Source organism: Desulfomonilaceae bacterium (assembly GCA_041662605.1).
Taxonomy (GTDB): domain Bacteria; phylum Desulfobacterota; class Desulfomonilia; order Desulfomonilales; family Desulfomonilaceae; genus CAJBEZ01.
Window position 1 is genome coordinate 1 of the sequence record JBAZSD010000044.1, and the last position, 19476, is coordinate 19476.

The 19476-nt window shown below is 47.2% G+C and carries 16 protein-coding genes; 10 read left to right on the top strand and 6 right to left on the bottom strand.

The features are described from left to right. Window positions 1-151: 151 nt before the first annotated feature. The 4 genes from WC647_19315 to WC647_19330 all read left to right on the top strand — a co-directional run bounded on the left by WC647_19315 (window position 152) and on the right by WC647_19330 (window position 2843). Window positions 152-685 carry a phosphodiester glycosidase family protein gene (locus WC647_19315; protein MFA6224455.1) on the top strand — a complete coding sequence of 178 codons (534 nt, stop codon included), beginning with the start codon at window positions 152-154 and terminating at the stop codon, window positions 683-685. Window positions 686-824: 139 nt separating this feature from the next. Further along, the gene (locus WC647_19320; protein MFA6224456.1) at window positions 825-1715 is read left to right on the top strand and encodes a gamma-glutamyl-gamma-aminobutyrate hydrolase family protein; all 891 of its coding nucleotides are present in this window, start codon (window positions 825-827) and stop codon (window positions 1713-1715) included. A 180-nt stretch (window positions 1716-1895) separates the two neighbouring features. Continuing rightward, complete coding sequence (locus WC647_19325; protein ID MFA6224457.1) at window positions 1896-2438, top strand: methyltransferase; 543 nt, start codon at window positions 1896-1898, stop codon at window positions 2436-2438. Window positions 2439-2576: 138 nt separating this feature from the next. Then, window positions 2577-2843, top strand: coding sequence for a hypothetical protein (locus WC647_19330; GenBank protein ID MFA6224458.1), 267 nt, complete (start codon window positions 2577-2579; stop codon window positions 2841-2843). A gap of 358 nt (window positions 2844-3201) precedes the next feature. Here WC647_19330 and WC647_19335 read toward each other — a convergent pair whose 3' ends face one another. The 6 genes from WC647_19335 to WC647_19360 form a co-directional block, all read right to left on the bottom strand. Further along, a complete protein-coding gene (locus WC647_19335) occupies window positions 3202-4905 on the bottom strand; it encodes a response regulator (protein ID MFA6224459.1) in 1704 nt (567 codons plus the stop codon). A 15-nt stretch (window positions 4906-4920) separates the two neighbouring features. Further along, window positions 4921-5262, bottom strand: coding sequence for a circadian clock KaiB family protein (locus tag WC647_19340; protein ID MFA6224460.1), 342 nt, complete (start codon window positions 5260-5262; stop codon window positions 4921-4923). Window positions 5263-5282: 20 nt separating this feature from the next. Continuing rightward, the gene (locus tag WC647_19345) at window positions 5283-5603 is read right to left on the bottom strand and encodes a circadian clock KaiB family protein (protein MFA6224461.1); all 321 of its coding nucleotides are present in this window, start codon (window positions 5601-5603) and stop codon (window positions 5283-5285) included. A 49-nt stretch (window positions 5604-5652) separates the two neighbouring features. Then, window positions 5653-7326, bottom strand: a complete 1674-nt coding sequence (kaiC, locus tag WC647_19350; GenBank protein ID MFA6224462.1) for a circadian clock protein KaiC — start codon at window positions 7324-7326, stop codon at window positions 5653-5655. 506 nt (window positions 7327-7832) lie between these two features. Further along, window positions 7833-9746: a sigma 54-interacting transcriptional regulator gene (locus WC647_19355; protein ID MFA6224463.1), complete on the bottom strand. Its 1914-nt coding sequence runs from the start codon at window positions 9744-9746 to the stop codon at window positions 7833-7835. A 369-nt stretch (window positions 9747-10115) separates the two neighbouring features. Next, window positions 10116-11066 carry a hypothetical protein gene (locus WC647_19360; GenBank protein ID MFA6224464.1) on the bottom strand — a complete coding sequence of 317 codons (951 nt, stop codon included), beginning with the start codon at window positions 11064-11066 and terminating at the stop codon, window positions 10116-10118. A 343-nt stretch (window positions 11067-11409) separates the two neighbouring features. Between WC647_19360 and WC647_19365 the strand changes: the two genes are divergently transcribed. The 6 genes from WC647_19365 to WC647_19390 form a co-directional block, all read left to right on the top strand. Then, window positions 11410-11589, top strand: a complete 180-nt coding sequence (locus WC647_19365; GenBank protein ID MFA6224465.1) for a hypothetical protein — start codon at window positions 11410-11412, stop codon at window positions 11587-11589. Between the two features lie 27 nt (window positions 11590-11616). Next, on the top strand, window positions 11617-11886 hold the full coding sequence (locus tag WC647_19370; GenBank protein ID MFA6224466.1) for a response regulator: 270 nt from the start codon (window positions 11617-11619) through the stop codon (window positions 11884-11886). A 55-nt stretch (window positions 11887-11941) separates the two neighbouring features. Then, window positions 11942-14389 carry a PAS domain S-box protein gene (locus WC647_19375; protein MFA6224467.1) on the top strand — a complete coding sequence of 816 codons (2448 nt, stop codon included), beginning with the start codon at window positions 11942-11944 and terminating at the stop codon, window positions 14387-14389. Window positions 14390-14439: 50 nt separating this feature from the next. Next, window positions 14440-15288, top strand: a complete 849-nt coding sequence (locus WC647_19380) for a PAS domain-containing protein (protein ID MFA6224468.1) — start codon at window positions 14440-14442, stop codon at window positions 15286-15288. 119 nt (window positions 15289-15407) lie between these two features. Next, window positions 15408-19109 (top strand): PAS domain S-box protein, encoded by a 3702-nt coding sequence (locus tag WC647_19385; protein MFA6224469.1) that lies wholly within the window; start codon window positions 15408-15410, stop codon window positions 19107-19109. 14 nt (window positions 19110-19123) lie between these two features. Beyond that, on the top strand, window positions 19124-19476 hold a 353-nt coding region (locus WC647_19390; protein MFA6224470.1), incomplete at its 3' end, for a PAS domain S-box protein.

The window sequence follows — 19476 nt, forward strand, 5'->3', positions numbered from 1 at the left end:
TCCTATTTCTAACGTTTTGTCAATAGGGTATTAAAAATAGACGTGATATCGCGCGATTAGAAAAACGTTAAAAGTTCCAGTTCACCGAAATCTAACCCCATACAGGGGGCTCCGGCTGAACGATTACGTCAGAGGTAAGGTTGTCTATCCTATGGTTCCAGGGATGGCTACTCTGGTTGTCTATCAGGATGACTCAGTTGATGTGCTTGAATGGAGTAAAGACATTCCATCATCAACCGTTAAAGACGCTCGGCAGTTAAGCCATCTCATTTTGAAAAACGGCAAGGTCGTTGAGAATGTGATAGACCAAGGAAAAGTTACTGACTCTGAAATAGGTTTGGGTGGTCGATTGATTGATGCTGGGGGTATTAGCACGACGGAGAGGCCAAATTGGTTTCTGGCAAATCGGACCGCCTTTGGTGTCCGGGATGATGGAAACCTTGTATTCGTCATGGGGCATCATGTAAGCACCAAAGACCTTGCCAGAGCCTTGGCGCTTTCAGGGTGCAAACGGGCTATTCACGGTGACGCAAATATTGATAACGTTGTATGCAATTTTTATTTCCGGGATGAAAACGATAACGTTGTAAAACGAGACAAACTCTCTCCAAACCAACGTGATTACACATTGAAACGATATGATCGGGGATACACTAAAGATTACTTCGTCTTTTACGAAAAATAGGACTCAGCGGGACCTTTTATGCGTATATTAGAGGGTTGAGTTACGTAATTAAATTTAGGGCATTGTATAGACGAACTAGGACGCTACTTATCAGAGCCCGTTGTTATAGTTTTTTATCAGAGAGTGAGAAAACGTTTTCATGAAAAAAGCGCTCATCCTATTATTAATTGGGCTGAATTTGATTTTCGCGTTTGATTATTCCACCTGTCGATCCGACATAATAGAGGCTGCGTCTATTGCTCAAACAACCCAGAATTCGGCGAATGGCGATGCGACTTCATTGTGGATCGTGGTCAACCTGTTTACAGGTAGGACCTCGAGGCAGGCGGTCAAAGTTCAGGAAACCATGAAGCGGCTTGGCGCTGAAGGCTCTGGAATAGTGTTGCCATACTCGGACATTACTATTGAGAACATGAAAAAATTGCGTCCAGCGTTTCTTGTCTTGAGCCCGAATGGTATACCCTGGTGCAGGTATAAAGGGAAAAACGGGGAGGATCTCGCCAATTTCTTTAAGGCCTTGCCCGTCATTATCGAAGACATGCGTATTCCTGTAATAGGGATTTGTGGAGGTCACCAGGCTTTGGCTCTGGCCTTTGGTGGAAAGGTAGGGCCGATACGGGGCGGAGAAGATGACTGCTTTCCATACGGACACAATCCCACCGAAAAAGGGCGACGCGACATCAATGTTCTTCATAAAGATCCACTTTTTTCAGGCATGGACAAATCCCTGAATCTTGTGGAAAGCCACTATGACGAAGTTAAGAGACTACCCAAAGGTTTTATTGCCCTGGGCCAGAACGAACTATGTCCATATCAAATTATTCGACACCCTGACAGGCCCGCCTACGGCGTTCAGGCTCATACGGAATATTTTATGAATTCTAGGCCCGATGGGGGCATACTTCTAAGAAATTTTCTTGACATTGCCAGAACTCATAACAGCTCAGCTAGGCATATTGATGAAGAAGCGAGTATGCTTTCGCAAGTTGAAAGACTTGGTCTTGGAAACTTTAGAACGACATTCTGGTAATAGAAATTACTGTTGCCCTATCACGAATAGCCACGAACCAACGTTGTAATCGTTGGAAATGTTTGAAACATCAATTGATGAACTGCCCGCTTCTGGTTCCAGCTAGCATAACTCAATACACTTTGTGGGCGATTACCCTAGACGCGCCAAGTAAAGTCAGGTTAATGAGGTTTAGAAACAGTGGCCTATGAGAAATTTGTGGGAGAAATCGTGGGCATTGCAAGTAAGCCATGGTCTATATTGTATAGATTAGTCACCATGCTATTTGGAATGGCCCTTTTTCTGGTTTTAGTTCCTCTTGTGTTATTGTTAGCCAGTTGTGGAATTGAAGAATACCTATTGACCTATCGCTTCAGAGTTTTACACATGATGCTTGGTCTTGCTAGCCTTGTTTTAGGGTCTTTCACAGTAATTTGGACTGTAGTGTCACAGGCTCAAACAGGGCGACGTAACCTAGATCCTGTCGCGTCTTCTGAAAAATTAACACTCGAGGGTTCCTATTTTAAATGCAGGAACCCGTTGTTACTTGGAGCTATAATTTATTGTTTTGGAGTAGGAACTATTCTAGGTTCTATTACCACGGGCTTAACCATGTTTTTTCTAAGCCTTGTTTTAGGTGTTTGCTACGTGAAATTTATTGAGAAAAAAGAATTATATATTAAACTTGGTCACAAACATGAAAAATGTAGTCAGAAAGCGCCATTTTTGATTCTCAGATTTTAGACAGCTAAGTATTTCTGGAAATGGTTAGAAACAAGCGGCTTTTCTCTGGCAATGTGTGAAGAAACAGACTGGTAATATTGCTTCTTAGTAAACCGGACAATATTAGGATTTACAGAATCTATTTTCCTGGAGGGAACCATGAAGGCAAGACGTTTAGTAGGTTTGTTCATCGCCATCATTTTTGTCCTGACAACTGTAGTCGCCTTTGCCGCGGGTGACAGTTATGTCGTAGTCAAAGACAAAAAAGGTGTATGCAAGGTGATTAAAGCCAAAGAAAAAACACCTACCACAATAGCCGGTCCATTCAAGACCAAAGAAGAAGCTCAAAAAGCGAAAGAAAAAGAATGTCCTAAAACGTCCAAAGAGACCGGAAAGACAAAAAGCGCCCCCAAGTCTAGTCAGTAGATAGTGTGATGTTCGCTAAATCAGGTTACCTTTCTTAAGAAAAAAGAACTGTTATTTTTAGTAGGACATGGTCCTATAATACACAAAAGTTATGTGCCTACCTCTTCCCTAGAGGTTGCTATTGCACAACGTTTCCCCTTGTTTCCTGAAAAGGGCGGCCTAGCTTTCAGGTGAAACCTGTACGAACCAGACCGCCCCGGACTCAATCAAAAATCGAAGACTTTACCGAACCAGGACTCTTGCTTTTTGGAGATCCGTGGCCCCGGCTATGATTCTTGATGCGCCTTGGAGCGCATGGATTTGGTCACCCACGACTAAGATTCTTGAGGCATGCGTTTGTTTCACTTCCGGATTTCTCTCAACTATCGCCCCCCAGCAAGCGCTCCAACTCGCCCTTCAGGCTTTCCATTTTATAGGGTTTGTGCAAGACACCGGCCGGCCGTTTCCCAGGAAACCTCTGCAGTACATCATCCTCAGTGTACCCACTGGCAAGTATGACCTTGACATCCGGTTCGATCTTTATTAGCTCCCCGAAAGCTTCAATCCCATTCATTTTGGGCATTGCAAAGTCGAGCATCACCAAATCTATGTCATTATGACGTTCTAGGAAAACCTGGACACATTCCTCTCCGTCTCCCGCGACCATCGTATCGTAGCCCAATACGTCCAGACGCCTAATAGCAAGTAGTCTGACCCCAGGTTCATCCTCGACTATGAGAATGGTTTTTCGTCGATTAACCGGTACCGGCGCCGGAACCTTTATCTCACCCTCTTCAATGACCTTAACGGATGGCGCCTGAGCCTTTTCCGACACAGGAAGCAGGACCCGTATCGTAGTTCCCTTCCTCATCTGACTGACCACAAACAGCGCTCCACCATGACTCTTTACTATTCCCAGCGCCTCGGACATGCCAAGTCCACGACCGGTAAACTTTGTTGTGAAGAAGGGATCAAAAAGTTTGCTCACTGTCTCAGGAGTCATGCCACAACCTGAATCCGTAATCTCCAGAAAGACGAAACGGCCTGGTTCAGGCCTTGTTTCAAGGCGGCTATACCTGAGATACATCTCATCGCAATCCACGACTCCTGTAGAAAGTTGAACTTCTCCGTGATTATCTCCAATCGCCTCAGAGGCGTTGATCAGGATGTTCATAAACAGGCGATTTATTTGATCCACATCCCCTTTGATGTGAGGAAGCGCTCCACGGACTTGAAACGTTAGACTGACATGCATGGAAACACACAATTTCAACAGGTCACGGTTCTTGTTCAACAACTCGTTGAGATCCAGGTCCACTGGTAAATAAAAGGCGCTGCCCGTGTATATCTGCATCTGTCTGGAGAGTTCCGCTGAACGTTCAGACGCCCGAATGGCGTTGATTATGCTTGCTTTGGCCTCGGAATTATGGGGCAGATCATCAAGAGCCAGTTCCAGGTTTCCTAATATTACCGCTAACTGGTTGTTAAAATCGTGGGCTACGCCCCCGGCCATGACTCGGAGACTCTCGAGTTTCTGAGTCTGGAGAAGCTCATGTTCCATCTCCATGCGTTTGCGCTCCGTGATGTCGGTAACCACGACAAAAGCCGACATTACAACAGATGAGGATAGAGGGCCAAAAGCGACAATACTCAACCAAATGACCTTAGTGAGTTTCGTATGTAAGGTAATCTCCGCTCTGGTTTCGTCCTTTAAGGCTTTTTCCAGTGCGGTTTCAAACGACGCAATATCTTCAGAAACGATAAAGCGTTGCAATGAAGCCCCTAGAATCTTTTCAATAGGCTCCCCCAGCATCTCGGAAAGGCTTTGGTTGCAAAACAGAATTGTTCCCTGAGCATTGAGTGTAAGGGCGCCTTCAGCCATTTCCTGAAAAAAAATCCGATAGACAGCGTCAGCTCCCGAAAGAGTAAAAATTTTGGGCCCATCAGGACCAGGTAAGACCAGGGCGTCTATGGCCCCACTTCGGATTGCGTCCAAAGTATCTTCGGCTTCTTTCAGGCGGGCTCGAAGCTCCTGAAGTTCGCCGGCGCCATCCTCAGGCATTTCGTGTTCCTCGCCCGTCATTGGCGTACACCATTCTTATTTACTCGCTTTCAAAGCCAGTCCAACCAGGACCCGTTCCGTGTCGGAAAGGTCTCCAATAACCTTTCGCACTGGAAGAGGCAGTTCCTTTATTAGTGTGGGCACACCGATAATTTCGTCATTTTTAAGACGCTCCGGTTGCTGATATACGTCTATGATCTCAATTTCGCAACGGCCCTTGAGATACTCCTCACATAATTGTTTCAGGTTTTCGATGGCACGGACCGATCTGGTGGTTTGACCACTTACGTATAATCGTAATACATAGTTGTCCTTTGCAGATCTCAACGATGCCTCTTCCATCCTATCCGCCGCATTAATCTCTTTCTCTTGACTCATCACTGGGACTCCTAGATTCTTTACCGGGCTGGACGTAAGTCCAACCCAACCAGAACACGCTCAGTGTTGGATAGATCACCTATAATCTTTCTAATGGGAACAGGGAGTTTTCTTACCAGGGTTGGAAGAGCGAGGATTTGATCTCCGCGGGCTAGTTGGGGTTGCTCCAGTAGATCGATTACCTCTATATGGTATTTCCCTGGAAGGTATTCTTCACATATTTTTTTCAGGTTATCAAAGGCTGTGATAGATTTATTGGTCTGTCCCGCCACGTACAAACGCAGATTCCAGGCACCCTCTTCGACTTCATCCTCGCAGTCATCATTTAGCTGTGTATCCATTGATGGTCTCCTTTGGTCTTCGCCCTTTGGGACACAGTCAGGAAATCACTTAGTCTGCCCGGCGAATCCGTGCCATGTCCTCACGAACTTGCCCCAAAAGGTCTTCGCGAGAGAGAGACTCATCGATGAGTCTCGTAACATCTCTTTCTTCCGCTTCAAATTCGGTTTGCAAGGCCGCGATTCTGGCGCTCAATAAATGTCGCTTTTGCTCCAGTTCAATCTTTTTCCGATCTATCTCCTGTATCCGGGCCAGCGCCTCTGCCTTGTCCTGAGCTTCTCTTGCGAATCGTGCTGAACCGGTCAGGACTTCGCCCGACCCAACGTATACATCAATCAGCTCAACCCCTTTATCTGTCAAGAGAAACTCCCGGATTTGGTGCGAATGATCCATCCCTCTGGACTTGGCTATATAAAACGACCGGTTACGCTCACCGCTGCATTCCAGAGACCTAAGCAAGAGCCATGTATCCATAAGGGACGACATCCCGACATCGGTCTTTTCCAGGACTATTCCGCCACGTATTAGATCAGTAAAGAGTGAGGTGATCCCATTACTCTTTAGAAAATCTACCAGCCGCAACAGCATCTCCTTTATTTCAAAATTGCTTCCCCCCGGGAGAAAACTTGAGATTGGATCTATCACCACGGCCGCTGGTTTAAATTCATCGATTGTCTGGTGAATTGTCGACAGGTGCGATTCGAGCCCATACTGGGAAGGGCGAATCGCATGGAACTTTAGAAGATCATTTTCTAACCACTGATCCAGGTTGATGCCTATTGACTTCATATTTCTAACGATCTGCATGGGTGATTCCTCAAAAGCCACAAACAGGGTTCGTTCACCGCCACTGCACACCGAATCGGCAAAATGAGACGCAATGCTGGTTTTCCCAGTGCCTGCGGTTCCTGAAACCAGTATCGAGCTACCTCGATAATATCCCTTTCCCTCCAGCATAGTGTTCAATGCGCCGATTCCAGTCGAGATTCTCTCTTCGGAAACCACATGGTTCAGAGCCGAAGATGTTATTGGGACCAGCCATATTCCACCTTTGGAAATCAAGAACGGGTATTCATCAGCCCCATGCATTGAGCCGCGGTACTTGACTATTCTCAATCGTCTTGTGGAAACCTGGCCCATGACACGATGGTCCATCAGAATTACGCAGTCAGCTACATATTCCTCTAAGCCATGTTTGCTAATCGTATCCTTGCCCCGCTCGGAGGTGACTATTGCAGTAAGTCCTTTGTTTTTGAGCCACATGAACAGCCGACGTAGCTCAGAACGGAGGATACCCTCATGGGAAAACCCGGAAAAGAGCGCTTCAATGGTATCCAGAACCACCCGTTTCGCTCCTATTTGGTCAACTGCAGACGCCAGACGGATGAACAGCCCCTCCAGGTCATATTCACCCGTTTCTTCAATCTCGCTTCTGTCTATCCTCACATGGTCAATCAAGAGCTTTTTTCTATCTATCAACCCTTGCAGATCGAATCCCATGGAAATGAAGTTCTTTTTTAGATCCTCTTCAGTTTCCTCAAAAGCCATAAGAACCCCAGGTTCGTCATACTCCAATGCCCCACGGACAAGAAACTCCACGCCTAATAGTGTTTTTCCGCATCCGGCGGAACCGCAAACCAGTGTAGGACGCCCCTGAGGCAACCCCCCACCGGTGATCTCATCGAATCCCTCAATCCCTGTCGGACATTTCGTCAGCATCGTCATCAGATCCAGTCCTCCTGTTCTTGAATGACCAATTTTATGCATGAGCGTTAACTGGTTGCTTATCTGAGATTATAGCGCCTGTCTCCTCCACCTTCAGGTTCAGCGCCGAGGCGTGATTCAGCAATGCGTAAAAACGGACAAAAGCCTTTTGAACAGTGCGAGAAATAGCAACGCCTACAGGTATGAGAGGCTCATTCTTTGACTATTGGAGCCTCGTCCTGCAGCGGATTGTTGCGTCAATCATGTGGGCATAAGCTACTATTAATTCAGATGATAGCAATTAGTAGCACTTTCATGAAGAACAATCAAAAAGAATCGCAAGTAATATCCGTGGCCAAAAAACCTGGAGAAAATAAATACTATAGAGCCTCCCACAAAAGTGGACCAAATTCGAATTCTGAACTTCTGAACGAGGTAAAATCCGCATTGAGTGATGGATTGAAGGATGGTTGGATGAGGAGTCCTACAAATTTGTCGACAAACCATCGTATATTAATTGCGCTGAGTTAATTACGCTTATCAATTCCGAGCTTTTTTAACCTTCGCCTCAACGTAAATCGGGAAACCCCTAAATAGGACGCGGCCAATTCCTTTTTACCATTTGATCGCGTTAGGGCTTCCTCTATCATCGCTCGACTCAGATTCCGCATCGAATCAGCTAATGTGGAAGTGTCGGCGCTATTTGTGACCCTAGACTGTGATGAAACAGCGTCACAGAACCCAGATCCTGCAATATCCACCTTTATGGTTCCTCCGCCTGAGAGGATTGTCGCGCGTTCCAGAACGTTTCTAAGTTCTCGGATGTTACCGGGCCAGTGATAATTGTAAAGCCTGGCCATGTCCTTGGCTGACAATTCCGGCGCAGAACTGATCTGCAGTTCATTGGCCAGCGTTGACAGCAACTGCGTTACCAGGATCGGCAGATCTTCGGTTCGTTCCCTGAGAGGTGGAACTCTTATTGAGACCACATTTAAGCGGTAATAGAGATCAGCGCGAAAACGGCCAGACGATATCTCATTTTGGAGGTCTCTATTTGTGGCCGCAAGAATGCGGGCGTTGACCCTGATTTCTTGTTCTCCGCCAACCCTGGTAAAAGTCCTGGTATCAAGAAAGGTGAGAAATTTTGCTTGTAGGGTAGGAGAAAGCTCTCCTATTTCGTTTAGCAGGAGAGTTCCGCCCTCAGCCAGTTCCAATAGGCCCCGTTTTCGCCGATTGGCCCCGGTAAACGCCCCTGCTTCATAACCAAAAAGTTCGGATTCCGCAAGTTCGGATGGAATAGATGCGCAATTTATGGAGAAATACGGTCCTGAAGAATGATCAGATCGCTCATGAATGTATTTGGCGAGGTAATCTTTACCTGCGCCACTCTCACCCAAAAGCAGAATCCCATTTCTCCCGGACGCTACCAACGCCGCCTGTTTAAGAACGGACCTCATAGCCTCTGAACGATATTCCTGTGGCTCAAGCTTTAGCGTATCCTCTCTCTTATGAAAGTCTGTCACATCCCGACATATTACACAAACCCCTGTGATCTCTCCTGAGCCGCTAGACAGGGGTGTTCTGACTTCGTGGAAAGTCATTTGGGCGCCCCTTATTTTTCTAGTGACTAAGTCTTCCACCGTTTCTCCGCTTAAAGCACGAGTGTCAAGTTCCCTAATAGTTTTGGCCTCTTTCTTTGAAAGGAAGTCCTCAGTGGTTTTTCCCAACATATCGGACTCTGAGACACCCCAAAGTTTTGTCGTAGCGGGATTGACATGCGTGTATCTTAGAGCGAGATCCTTCATGAAAATGAAGTCCTGGGCTCCTTCAAAGATAGCCCTGAAGCGCTGCTCGATTTCACGCTGGTTAGCTTCGGCTTTTTTGCGTTCCCTGATGTCGGTCACAATCATACAAATTTTCGAGGAGTCTTCAATTGAAAATGGGCTGGTAGAAATATAAAAAGGAACGATATTCCCATCGTGACATTTCAACCTAAATTCGATTTGCTGAGGTGTTTTCAGCCCCAGATTCAGCAAGGCTTCAAATGATGGCGCATCCGCAGCGGTGACGAAACGAAGTATAGACTGACCAATGATAGTTTCCATTGGGCTATTAAGCATGGATGACAATCTCTTATTGCAAAAGAAGACCGTGCCGTCGGCGCCTAAGATAGCGGCTCCTTCGTTCATTGTTTCAAAAAGGATGCGATAGGCTGTATCAGCTCCATTGAGGGTATATACCTGATCGCCATCAGGTCCCGAGACAACAAGAGCGTCTACTTCACCGCGCCGAATGGAGTCCAAAACATCTTCGGCCTCTTGCAATCGCAATTTCAGCCGCTCAATTTCAGCCAATATCGACCCGTCTGTTGCAGTCTTCTGGGATTTGGTCATCTTTGCCGTAGCGCCGGATAGTCCCTTCAGTTCGGTTTCCCGCCCCATCACAGGCTTCAATTCCCCATTCGATACAGTGTTGGATAATGTTAATAGAAACCTTTCTCGACACAGAACCGTTTGACGGGTTCTCGGGAAAGGATTTTTTGCTTCTATTTGAGTTTAAGATCAAAAAAGATCAAATGTCCACAAAGATTTCGCTCAATGACCAACTTGGAATATCTGAGAGTTAAGATTTAAAAGGCGAAATGGTATAAGAGGTTACACAAAATGAAGGTTTTGGGCCTAATGGTAATGGGATTACCGCTGGCACACTTTTTCGCCTGCCGGCAAGACTCCAAAATGGACGCAGCCGATACTGCATTCAAGACTGGGTCAGCGTATTACGAGGACGATGCTTATCAATTGGCTGTAGAATCAGATGTTGTCCAAAAAGATCCACTCCCAATCATTTGCAGGAAGCAGATTTTTCTTGATTTGCTCGGTCAACTCCTCAAGAATCAGCCATTCACCCCATCCCCAAGCTACCGGTTCAGGGCTGCCCGGGTCGGCCATTGATACAATTGTGCCTTCAGCCATATAAAACCTGGGTTTCCTAGGATTTCCCCTTGTACCGGCAGGCCGACTCATGAACAGGAGCGGTTCCGTGGCGCTTACAGGCCGAGTTAACCGCACATTCATCCTCACTGTAAATCCCACTCCCTTTGTGGCCAAGAACCCCGCCCAGCCGGAGTTTTCATCAAATATGGATATGAGGACCGCAGGATGCAGTTCATCGTTCGCAATTTTGAACTGCTTGGCTCGGTCCAGATCATTGTCCACGGCCCCCCAAGTGGTAGTTACGAGAGGCGATTCCCCACGAGGATGGACTCTAAATCTCCTTTTGAGTCCAATTACTTCACGATGGTGGCCACAAACGAAACAGTTTCTGTAATAGGGGAGTTTCCTCATCCCTCCGGTGGGTTTAATAAACGGTAGGCGCTGATTAGCGTCGGCCTCGGCATGCGTAATTTGAGCCTTGAGATAAGGTGTCTTTTCGCCTCTCTTGACAATTTCCGCAATTAGCGCCGGGCCGTTAGCTCGTAACTCATGCTCTACTGAAAAGTCGGTTGTTTCTCCAATGGCTACTCCAGAGCCCCCAAATTTGTAGCTGACATCCACCGGATACTCAGGATCAGCGCATCTACGCCAGGCGTCGAGACACAAACCCATTGCTATCCCGCCGTGAGGCCGTCCTATAACTCCCTCATGATGCAACTCGAAAAGAACTTCAGTCTCAAACCTTCCGCTGGACAGCTCCATGGGCTGGGTTTTCAGAAAGGGCGAATCCCCAGTAAGGAACGAATAAGGATTATGTTTCACGATCATGATTTCCTCTCAACCGGGATTGTGGGGGTATTCCTGCCATTTCCGTTCCAATCGTGAAATGCAAATACAAAATCCGGGTATCCTGGGCGAGATGGTGTACGTGGATCTTGAGTCATGGCCAAATGTCTATAATTACTAAAAATGTAATACATTTTTAAACCATTGTAAATATCGGGAGTTTCGAACCTGTCCTATCTAAATTAAAAGATAAAACAATAACGAAGTCGAATATTAGACTGTGGCGGTCTTCCAAATATAAACGGAATCCATTATTGTTATTTGGAATCACTTGAGAAATTACTTATTGTTCCACTTACAGATTCAGACCGATGAGGCGCAGCTAATGATGGATCAAGGAAAACTCCGAGAGGAAATGGCGGGAGAGAATATTCGGGAGAGAGAAAAGACATTTAAGTCTATCACTAATTCTGTCTTTGACTCAATCATCCTGGTTAATGACATGGGGGAAATATCTTTTTGGAGCCGGGCCTCCGAGCGAATCATGGAGAGGAGTTCCCGATAGAACTTTCCCTTTCCGGCTTCAAGATGGATGGAAGGCGCCCGGATTTTCCAGGCTCGATCAAATGAAATAGATCTGGTGATACTCGACTTCGCAATGCCAAAAATGAACGGGGTTGAAGCTATTGGAGAACTCATAAGGATCAAACCGGATGTCAAGGTGATCCTGTGCAGCGGTTACACTGAGGACGCGGTAGTGCAGAGCTTTCCGGGTCAATGTCCTGCCGGTGTTTTGCATAAGCCCTATAACATGGAAGATCTGAAACGAGAACTCGAGAGATTGCTAGGGGCCACTGATTGAGTGGCTCAGAAAGGTTTCGGAGCATGTCAGGAATATTTGCCCAAGGAGAATGACAATGTTCTATCTGGAGCTGGTTCAAAACGTAGGTCTCCTGGTGTCCCTTGTCGTAATTCACGGCCAGATAATACGTCGTTGGAATAAGTACACCCTGACGTCTCAGGTCTTTTCCGGTTTTCTCTTTGGCTGTGTTGCGCTCATAGGAATGATGACGCCGGTTAATCTTATGCCCGGGCTCATATTTGATGGGCGTTCTATAGTTCTCAGTGTCGCTGGGTTGTTTGGCGGTCCTGTAACAGCGGGAATAGCCGCTATAATGAGCGCTGCGTATCGGCTCTGGCTGGGTGGTCCTGGGGTGATTATGGGCGTAAGTGTAATTTTGGAATCCGCCGGGCTTGGAGTGGCTTTCTATTATCTCCGTCCCCTCTATCCAGGGTTGACTCGAAACCTTTACTTGTTTGGGTTTGGTCTGTTGGTGCATGTGGGGATGCTCTTGCTTACTCTGGCGCTTCCTAGGGAGGCCATGCTCAAAACCCTGGAAAATATGACTATACCGGTCCTGTTGATCTTTCCTGCGGCCACATGGCTAATTTGCCTACTTTTTCTCGACCAGGAATCACGTATTTCCGCTGAGGAGAATGTTCATCGAAACGAGACGTTTCTTCAGCAGATCGTGGAAAATATACCAGACATGATCTTTGTCAAGGAAGCTGAGAATCTTAAATTTGTGCGATTCAACAAAGCTGGGGAAGATCTTCTGGGATATTCTCGAGAAGATTTACTTGGCAAGAACGACTACGACTTTTTCTCTCCGTCTCAAGCAGAGTTCTTTATTGCAAAAGATAGGGAAGTTTTGAGAAACGGAAAGCTTGTTGAAATTCCTGAAGAAGAAATAAACACGAGATTAAAGGGCAATCGGATATTACACACAAAAAAGATACCAATCCTGAACTCGGAGGGGAAGGCTCAATTTCTATTGGGAATTTCAGAGGATATCACCGAGCGCAAGAAAACAGAGGAGCAGTTGCAGCGAAACGAAGAGAAATATCAAAAACTGTATCAGGATGCGCCCTTGATGTATGTGATCACTCAGAATGAACAGGGCTTTCCCTTCATCAGCGACTGCAACAAATTGTTTCTCCGTTCCATGGGTTTTGCCCGGGAGGATGTAATTGGTAAACCTCTGGCAGATTTTTATTTGCCTGAGTCACGGGCTCGGCTGCTTGAGGGTGGCGACTATGCAAGGGCTCTTGCCGGCGAATACGTCATGGGAGAACGGCAACTGGTCACGCGAGACTGCAGACTTATCCATACACTCTTGTACACTATGCCCGAAACCGATTTCTCCGGCCATGTGACCGGAACGCGGGCCATGTTTGTAGACATCACCGCCGAACGAAAGGCGGAGGAAGCCCAGAGCCGTTTGGCCACCGCTGTTGAGCAGGCTGCGGATGCTATCATCATTACTGACTCCGCGGGAACAATCCAATACGTCAACCGGGCACAGGAGATGTTCAGTGGATATAGTATTGATGAACTTGTCGGACAAACACCCAATGTTCTCAAAATTGATTTTCACGATGGGGATTTTTATAAACAACTTTGGGACACCATTGGGGTTGGAAAAGTATGGTCTGGGAGGTTCGTCAACAAGAAGAAAGACGGGACTGAATACCATGAAGACGCTACTATCTCCCCGATTTACGATAAGTCTGGGAACCTGACGAACTTTGTAGTGGTAGAACATGATGTAACAGAACAGCTTGCTCTTCAAGAACAACTGTTCCAGGCCCAGAAGATGGAAGCGATAGGAACGCTCGCCGGGGGATTTGCGCATGACTTCAACAACAAGCTCCAGGTTATAGCTGGTTATGTGGAATTGATTCTTTTCAACAAAGACATTCCTGAGTCCGCAAGATCGGAAATGGAAGTAATACAGCAAACCGTTCAGAGTAGCGCTGAGCTAATTAAAGGGATGATGGTTTTCAGCAGGAAAACGCCCGCAGAACTTCAACCGGTTGAACTCAACAAGCTTGTTGCGCAGACAGTGTCCATGCTGATCCGATCCATGCCCAAAATGATAGAAATCGATCTTTTATTGGCTGATGATCTTTGGGCGATAAATGCCGTCGCGAATCAAATTGACCAGATATTGATGAACCTTGCAATAAACGCAAGGGACGCTATGCCGTATGGTGGGAAGGTAACCATAAAGACAAATAACATTGTACTGGATGAAGAATACTGCCGCTTCGTCCCTAACACAAAACCCGGAAGATACGCTCTGATTACGGTATCAGACACAGGCTTCGGAATGAATAAGGAGACGGCAAGTCGTATTTTTGAACCATTCTTCACCACCAAGGAAGCGGGAAAAGGAACAGGACTTGGACTCTCAGTAGTATACGGAATTGTTCAACAACATGGAGGGAAAATTATTTGTCATAGCGAACCATCCGTAGGCACGACATTCAGAATCTACTTTCCAGCCATTGAGGAAGATTAAGCGGAAGACGAATCCCATTGGGATTGCCATGTCCGTAAGGAAGTAAATCCATGGTAAAGAAAATGGACCTTGATAAGAATCGAATTACTACAAGCCACCTGAGAGGCGTCGCTGAGGAGAAACTCAGCAAGCTCCAGAATGCGACACAGAATCTAGAAGAGAAAACCCCTGAAGAGATTATCCACGAACTCCAGGTCCACCAAATTGAGCTGGAGATGCAGAATGAGGAACTAAGGAGAGTTCAGCTCGAATTGGAAGAATCACGGGATAATTACCAAATCCTGTACGATTTCTCTCCTTTAGGATACTTTACCTTAACACACAAGGGGCTTGTCACAGAGGTCAACCTAACCGGAGCGGCGCTTCTTGGAATGCCCCGTTCAAAATTAATTAAACGGGGGTTTGGACGCTTTGTATCGCCGGAGTCTGAAGGTCAGTGGTACCAGTACATCGTTACTGTGCTGGGTCATGCAGAGAAACAATCCTGCGATTTGACCCTCAAACGTGCTGATGGTTCAATAATTTACGCTAGACTCGAAAGCATACGAATTGAAGCGCTGGTAAGAGAAGGAGGGGTACAGGAGGAGCAGCCCTGTCAGATTCATATGGCGTTAATGGACATCACCGAGCGCAAACGCTTGGAAGACGAAAAGGAGCAAGTCATTATAGAGCTTTCTGAAGCTCTATCCAACGTAAAGAAACTGAGTCGATTCCTACCCATTTGCGCTTCCTGCAAGAAAATACGTGATGATACGGGTTATTGGAACGAAATTGAAAGTTACATAAGCGAACATTCTGAAACCCAATTCAGCCACAGTATCTGTCCTGACTGCATGAGAAAATTGTATCCAGAGATTGCTGATGAAATTTCTGGCCGTTTGAACGAGAACGAGAAATAGAAGATCTTTTGCATAAGCCGATTGCGCCAGATGATTTGAAATGCGTGTAGAAACAGGCTCAAGGAGATAAAGAGACAGCGCTCGATTGATTAACGACCCGGAAATCGGAGAATCATAACGTGGAAACAGAACATCACGATAGGCCAAGACGGCGGGGTTGGGTGGCCCTCTTTGTTGTAACTACTCTGGTCATCCTGTGTCTTGGTTACGCATACTACATTCATGAAATAGAGCGAGTCAGGCAAGAAAAGTATGAAGACATAGCGGCCATCGCCAAGCTGAAAGTAGGGTCGATCCAGGAGTGGCGAAAAGGACTGCTAGATGATGTTCGGGCCTTATCGTTTGGCCCTTTGTGGAATAGGGCTGTAAACGAGTGGTTACGGGAGCCTGGAAATGATACGCTCCAAAAAGATTTGAGGGACCGTTTAATAGTTGGCAAGCGACAAGGGGGGTATGTCGACGGTCTTCTTCTCGATCTCGACGGAAATGTAATTGTGTCCGTCAGTGGCAACCCTGAGTCCGTGAACGCCATTGAAAAGAAGGCTATTGGGGAATCAATCGCATCCGGTTCTCCCGTGTTGAGTGACATGTACCGCACTCCGCAAGGCACGATATCAATAGATGCGGTTGCGCCAATTCTAGACCCCAAGGGACGACCAATAGCCTTAGGAATGTATAGGACCAATTCGGAGTCTGTCCTTTTCCCCTTGATCCAAACCTGGCCAACTCCCAGTCAGACCGCAGAAACACTTTTGGTCCGAAAAGATGGAGACGATGTTCTGTTTCTCAACGACCTGCGTCATCGTCAAAACACAGCTCTTTCCCTCCGTGAACCTCTTAAAAGCCATGACCTTCCCGCCGGCCGGGCCGTATCCGGGAAAAAGGGACTATTCCAGGGGAAGGACTACCGTGGTGTGGAAGTCCTGGCGGACCTGCGCCCAATTCCGGATTCGCCCTGGTTCATGGTGGCCAAGGTGGATACCAGTGAAATCCTCGCTGAAGCTCGTTACAGAGGGGCCGTAGTTATAATCTTTTCCGGACTCTTCATCCTTCTGACCGCGGGCTTTGCCGCCTATGGGTACAGACATCGCCAGGCAAGACTATATCAAGACCTTTACAAGTCGGAGCGTGAGCTACGGGAGGCTGAGGAGCTGTTTCGGACTACTCTGTACAGTATTGGTGACGCGGTGATAACCACGGACACCAGAGGCTTGGCGCAACGGATGAATCCAGTGGCTGAACGGCTCACGGGATGGCAGGAGGCTGAAGCCGCAGGAAAATCGCTGGATGAGGTGTTTCACATCGTAGAAGAGGAGTCTCGTAAACCTGTACAGAACCCTGTGCGGCGGGTTCTCTCCGAGGGAGTGGTTGTAGGGCTGGCGAACCATACCGTACTCATATCCAGGGATGGCTCGGAGTGGCCCATAGCGGACAGCGGGGCTCCAATCCGAAGCGAGGACGGCTCTATTTTGGGAGTAGTGCTTGTTTTCCGGGACCAGACTGAGGAGAAAGTCGCGGAGGAGCTTCTCAAGCAGAGTGAAGCAAGGTACAGGAGTTTATTCGAGAATATAGGCAGCGCTGTGGCCGTGTACAAAGCGGAGCAAGATGGCGCGGATTTCATCCTTGTGGATTTCAATGCGGCTGCCGAAAAGATCGACAGGATAGACAGGAGCGATGTCATTGGTCATAGCGTCCTCAAAGTATTTCCGGGAATCAAAGAATTCGGCTTGTTTGAGGTATTCCAGAGAGTTTGGCGTACAGGGGAGCCCGAGCGACATCCTGTCACCTTGTACAAAGATGACAGGACACAGGGATGGAGAGACAATTACGTGTATAAGCTGTCTTCAGGAGAAATCGTGACGGTTTACAGTGATGAAACCAGACGAATTAGAGCTGAAGAGACAGCAACACTCAGTCAAGAAAGACTGGAACTTGTGTTGAAGGGGGCGAACCTGGGCCTCTGGGACATAGATATGCCCAAAGGTCAGGCGGTTATAAACGAAAGGGCGGCAAACATCGCCGGCTACCAATTGGATGAGATCACGCCCACACTTGACTTTTGGCAAAGTATACTCCACCCCGACGATGAAGCTAGAGCCCTAAAAGCTTTTGGGGATCACCTGGCCGGTCATACGGATTCTTACGAATCGGAGTATCGGGTTAAGACCAAGTCAGGAGAATACAGATGGGTTTTAGCCATGGGAAAGGTTATGGAAAGGGGCGCAGATGGAATAGCGTTAAGGGTCACCGGCGCCTTCCAGGATATAACCGACCGAAAGAAGGTAGAAGAGGCCTTACGTGAAAGCGAGGAGCGGTATAGAATTGTGGCGCAGTTCACGTATGACTGGGAGTATTGGGTGGATAGCGAAGGAAATTTCTTGTACGTGGCGCCTTCTTGCGAACGCATAACGGGATATTCGGCGGAAGAGTTTATTGCCGACCCGGATTTAATGAATCGAATTATCCATCCGGATGATCGACCGGAAATGTTGGACCATTACCATAATGTGAGAAAAGTAACCCCTGACGCAGTGGATGCGGAGGACTTCCGCATTGTCCGTAGAGATGGCGAAATACGATGGATTGGTCATGTCTGCCAGCCGGTTTATGATCAGGATGGACAACCATTAGGCAGAAGGAGTAGCAACAGGGACATTACCAGTCGGAAGACCCTGGAAGCGCAGTTACTACAGGCCCAAAAGATGGAGGCTATAGGAAATCTTGCAGGCGGCATAGCGCACGATTTCAATAACCTGCTGCAAGCGGTAATGGGATATTCGGAGCTTCTTTTGGCGGGGAAGAAACAGGGCGACCCTGAACTTGATGATCTCCAAAGGATATATGACTCGGGCAAGCGTGGGGCAGATCTAGTCAATAGCCTCCTGATGTTTAGCAGAAAGGTTCAACCGGCGTTTCGTCCTGTTGATTTGAACAATGAAATAGTTCAGGTGCAAAAACTCCTGTCTCACTCCATTCCCAAGACTATCAAGATTGATTTGCGTCTCAGCGGCGCTCTGGAAACTGTCCTGGCAGATCCGTCCCAGGTGGGGCAGGTCATCATGAACCTTGGGGTGAACGCCAGGGACTCCATGCCTGATGGGGGGACGTTAACCATTGAAACGGCGAACGTGGAACTGGACAAGGATTATTGCGCCGTCCATCTCGAGGTAAAGCCAGGTCCCTATGTCTTGCTTACCGTGTCGGACTCGGGTCATGGAATGGACAAGCAAACACTGACACACATCTTTGAGCCGTTCTTCACCACCAAGGAAGTCGGCAAAGGCACCGGCCTAGGACTCGCCACGGTGTATGGCATCGTCAAGCAGCATGGCGGTCACATAACTATTTATAGCGAGCCTGGTCTCGGGACCACATTCAAGATATATCTCCCGGCGATTCAGACTGACAGGAAATCAGAGACACAAACACAAGAAATAATCATTCCAGGGGGGACCGAAACCATTCTTCTGGTGGATGATGAAGAATCTCTCAGGGAATTGGGCTCCAGGATTCTTAGCGAATATGGTTATCGTGTGATGACAGCCTCTAATGGAAAAGAGGCCTTGGAGCTATACCAAAGAGAAGACGCCGGCATATCATTGATCATTCTCGATCTCATCATGCCTGAGATGGATGGCAGGAAGTGCCTGGAGGAGGTCCTTCGGGTCAATCCAAAGGCCAGGGTGGTTCTGGCCAGCGGTTATTCTGAGAGTGGACCGGGTAGTGGTGCCATGACAGGCGGAGCAAAGGGATTCGTTCATAAACCGTACAACATGAGACAACTCTTAACTACGATTCGAGAGATCCTGGACAAAAATTGATAGGAGAAATCTCCATGCATAACCAAAACAAAACCAGGGGACAGCTTATTGATGAATTGAATGAGATGCGCGGGAAAGTAGCTGAATTAGAGGCTGTTCAAAAGTCCCTGAATAAAAAGGAATCACAATATCTTGATATAATTGATAAAACAAATGAGGGGATTTTTGTAATTCAAGACGGATTGATCAAGTTTGTAAATGAAAAGGCTGCTGAAATTACCGGACATTCAAGGGCAGAGGCCTTAGCCTCTAATGCCATTGGGGCCTTTGTTCATCCGGATGATCAGGAAATGCTTGCGCAATACCACGCACGCCGGTTGCAAGGTGATGAATCCCACTATCAGTATCCTTTTAGATATATCCGCAA

Excerpts from the sequence above, each read along its gene's own strand:
- WC647_19315 (MFA6224455.1), top strand. The coding sequence starts at position 152 with ATGGTTCCAGGGATGGCTACTCTGGTTGTCTATCAGGATGACTCAGTT.
- WC647_19320 (MFA6224456.1), top strand. The coding sequence starts at position 825 with ATGAAAAAAGCGCTCATCCTATTATTAATTGGGCTGAATTTGATTTTC.
- WC647_19330 (MFA6224458.1), top strand. The coding sequence starts at position 2,577 with ATGAAGGCAAGACGTTTAGTAGGTTTGTTCATCGCCATCATTTTTGTC.
- WC647_19335 (MFA6224459.1), bottom strand. The coding sequence starts at position 4,905 with ATGACGGGCGAGGAACACGAAATGCCTGAGGATGGCGCCGGCGAACTT.
- WC647_19340 (MFA6224460.1), bottom strand. The coding sequence starts at position 5,262 with ATGAGTCAAGAGAAAGAGATTAATGCGGCGGATAGGATGGAAGAGGCA.
- WC647_19345 (MFA6224461.1), bottom strand. The coding sequence starts at position 5,603 with ATGGATACACAGCTAAATGATGACTGCGAGGATGAAGTCGAAGAGGGT.
- kaiC (MFA6224462.1), bottom strand. The coding sequence starts at position 7,326 with ATGACGATGCTGACGAAATGTCCGACAGGGATTGAGGGATTCGATGAG.
- WC647_19355 (MFA6224463.1), bottom strand. The coding sequence starts at position 9,746 with ATGGGGCGGGAAACCGAACTGAAGGGACTATCCGGCGCTACGGCAAAG.
- WC647_19360 (MFA6224464.1), bottom strand. The coding sequence starts at position 11,066 with ATGATCGTGAAACATAATCCTTATTCGTTCCTTACTGGGGATTCGCCC.
- WC647_19365 (MFA6224465.1), top strand. The coding sequence starts at position 11,410 with ATGATGGATCAAGGAAAACTCCGAGAGGAAATGGCGGGAGAGAATATT.
- WC647_19370 (MFA6224466.1), top strand. The coding sequence starts at position 11,617 with ATGGAAGGCGCCCGGATTTTCCAGGCTCGATCAAATGAAATAGATCTG.
- WC647_19375 (MFA6224467.1), top strand. The coding sequence starts at position 11,942 with ATGTTCTATCTGGAGCTGGTTCAAAACGTAGGTCTCCTGGTGTCCCTT.
- WC647_19380 (MFA6224468.1), top strand. The coding sequence starts at position 14,440 with ATGGTAAAGAAAATGGACCTTGATAAGAATCGAATTACTACAAGCCAC.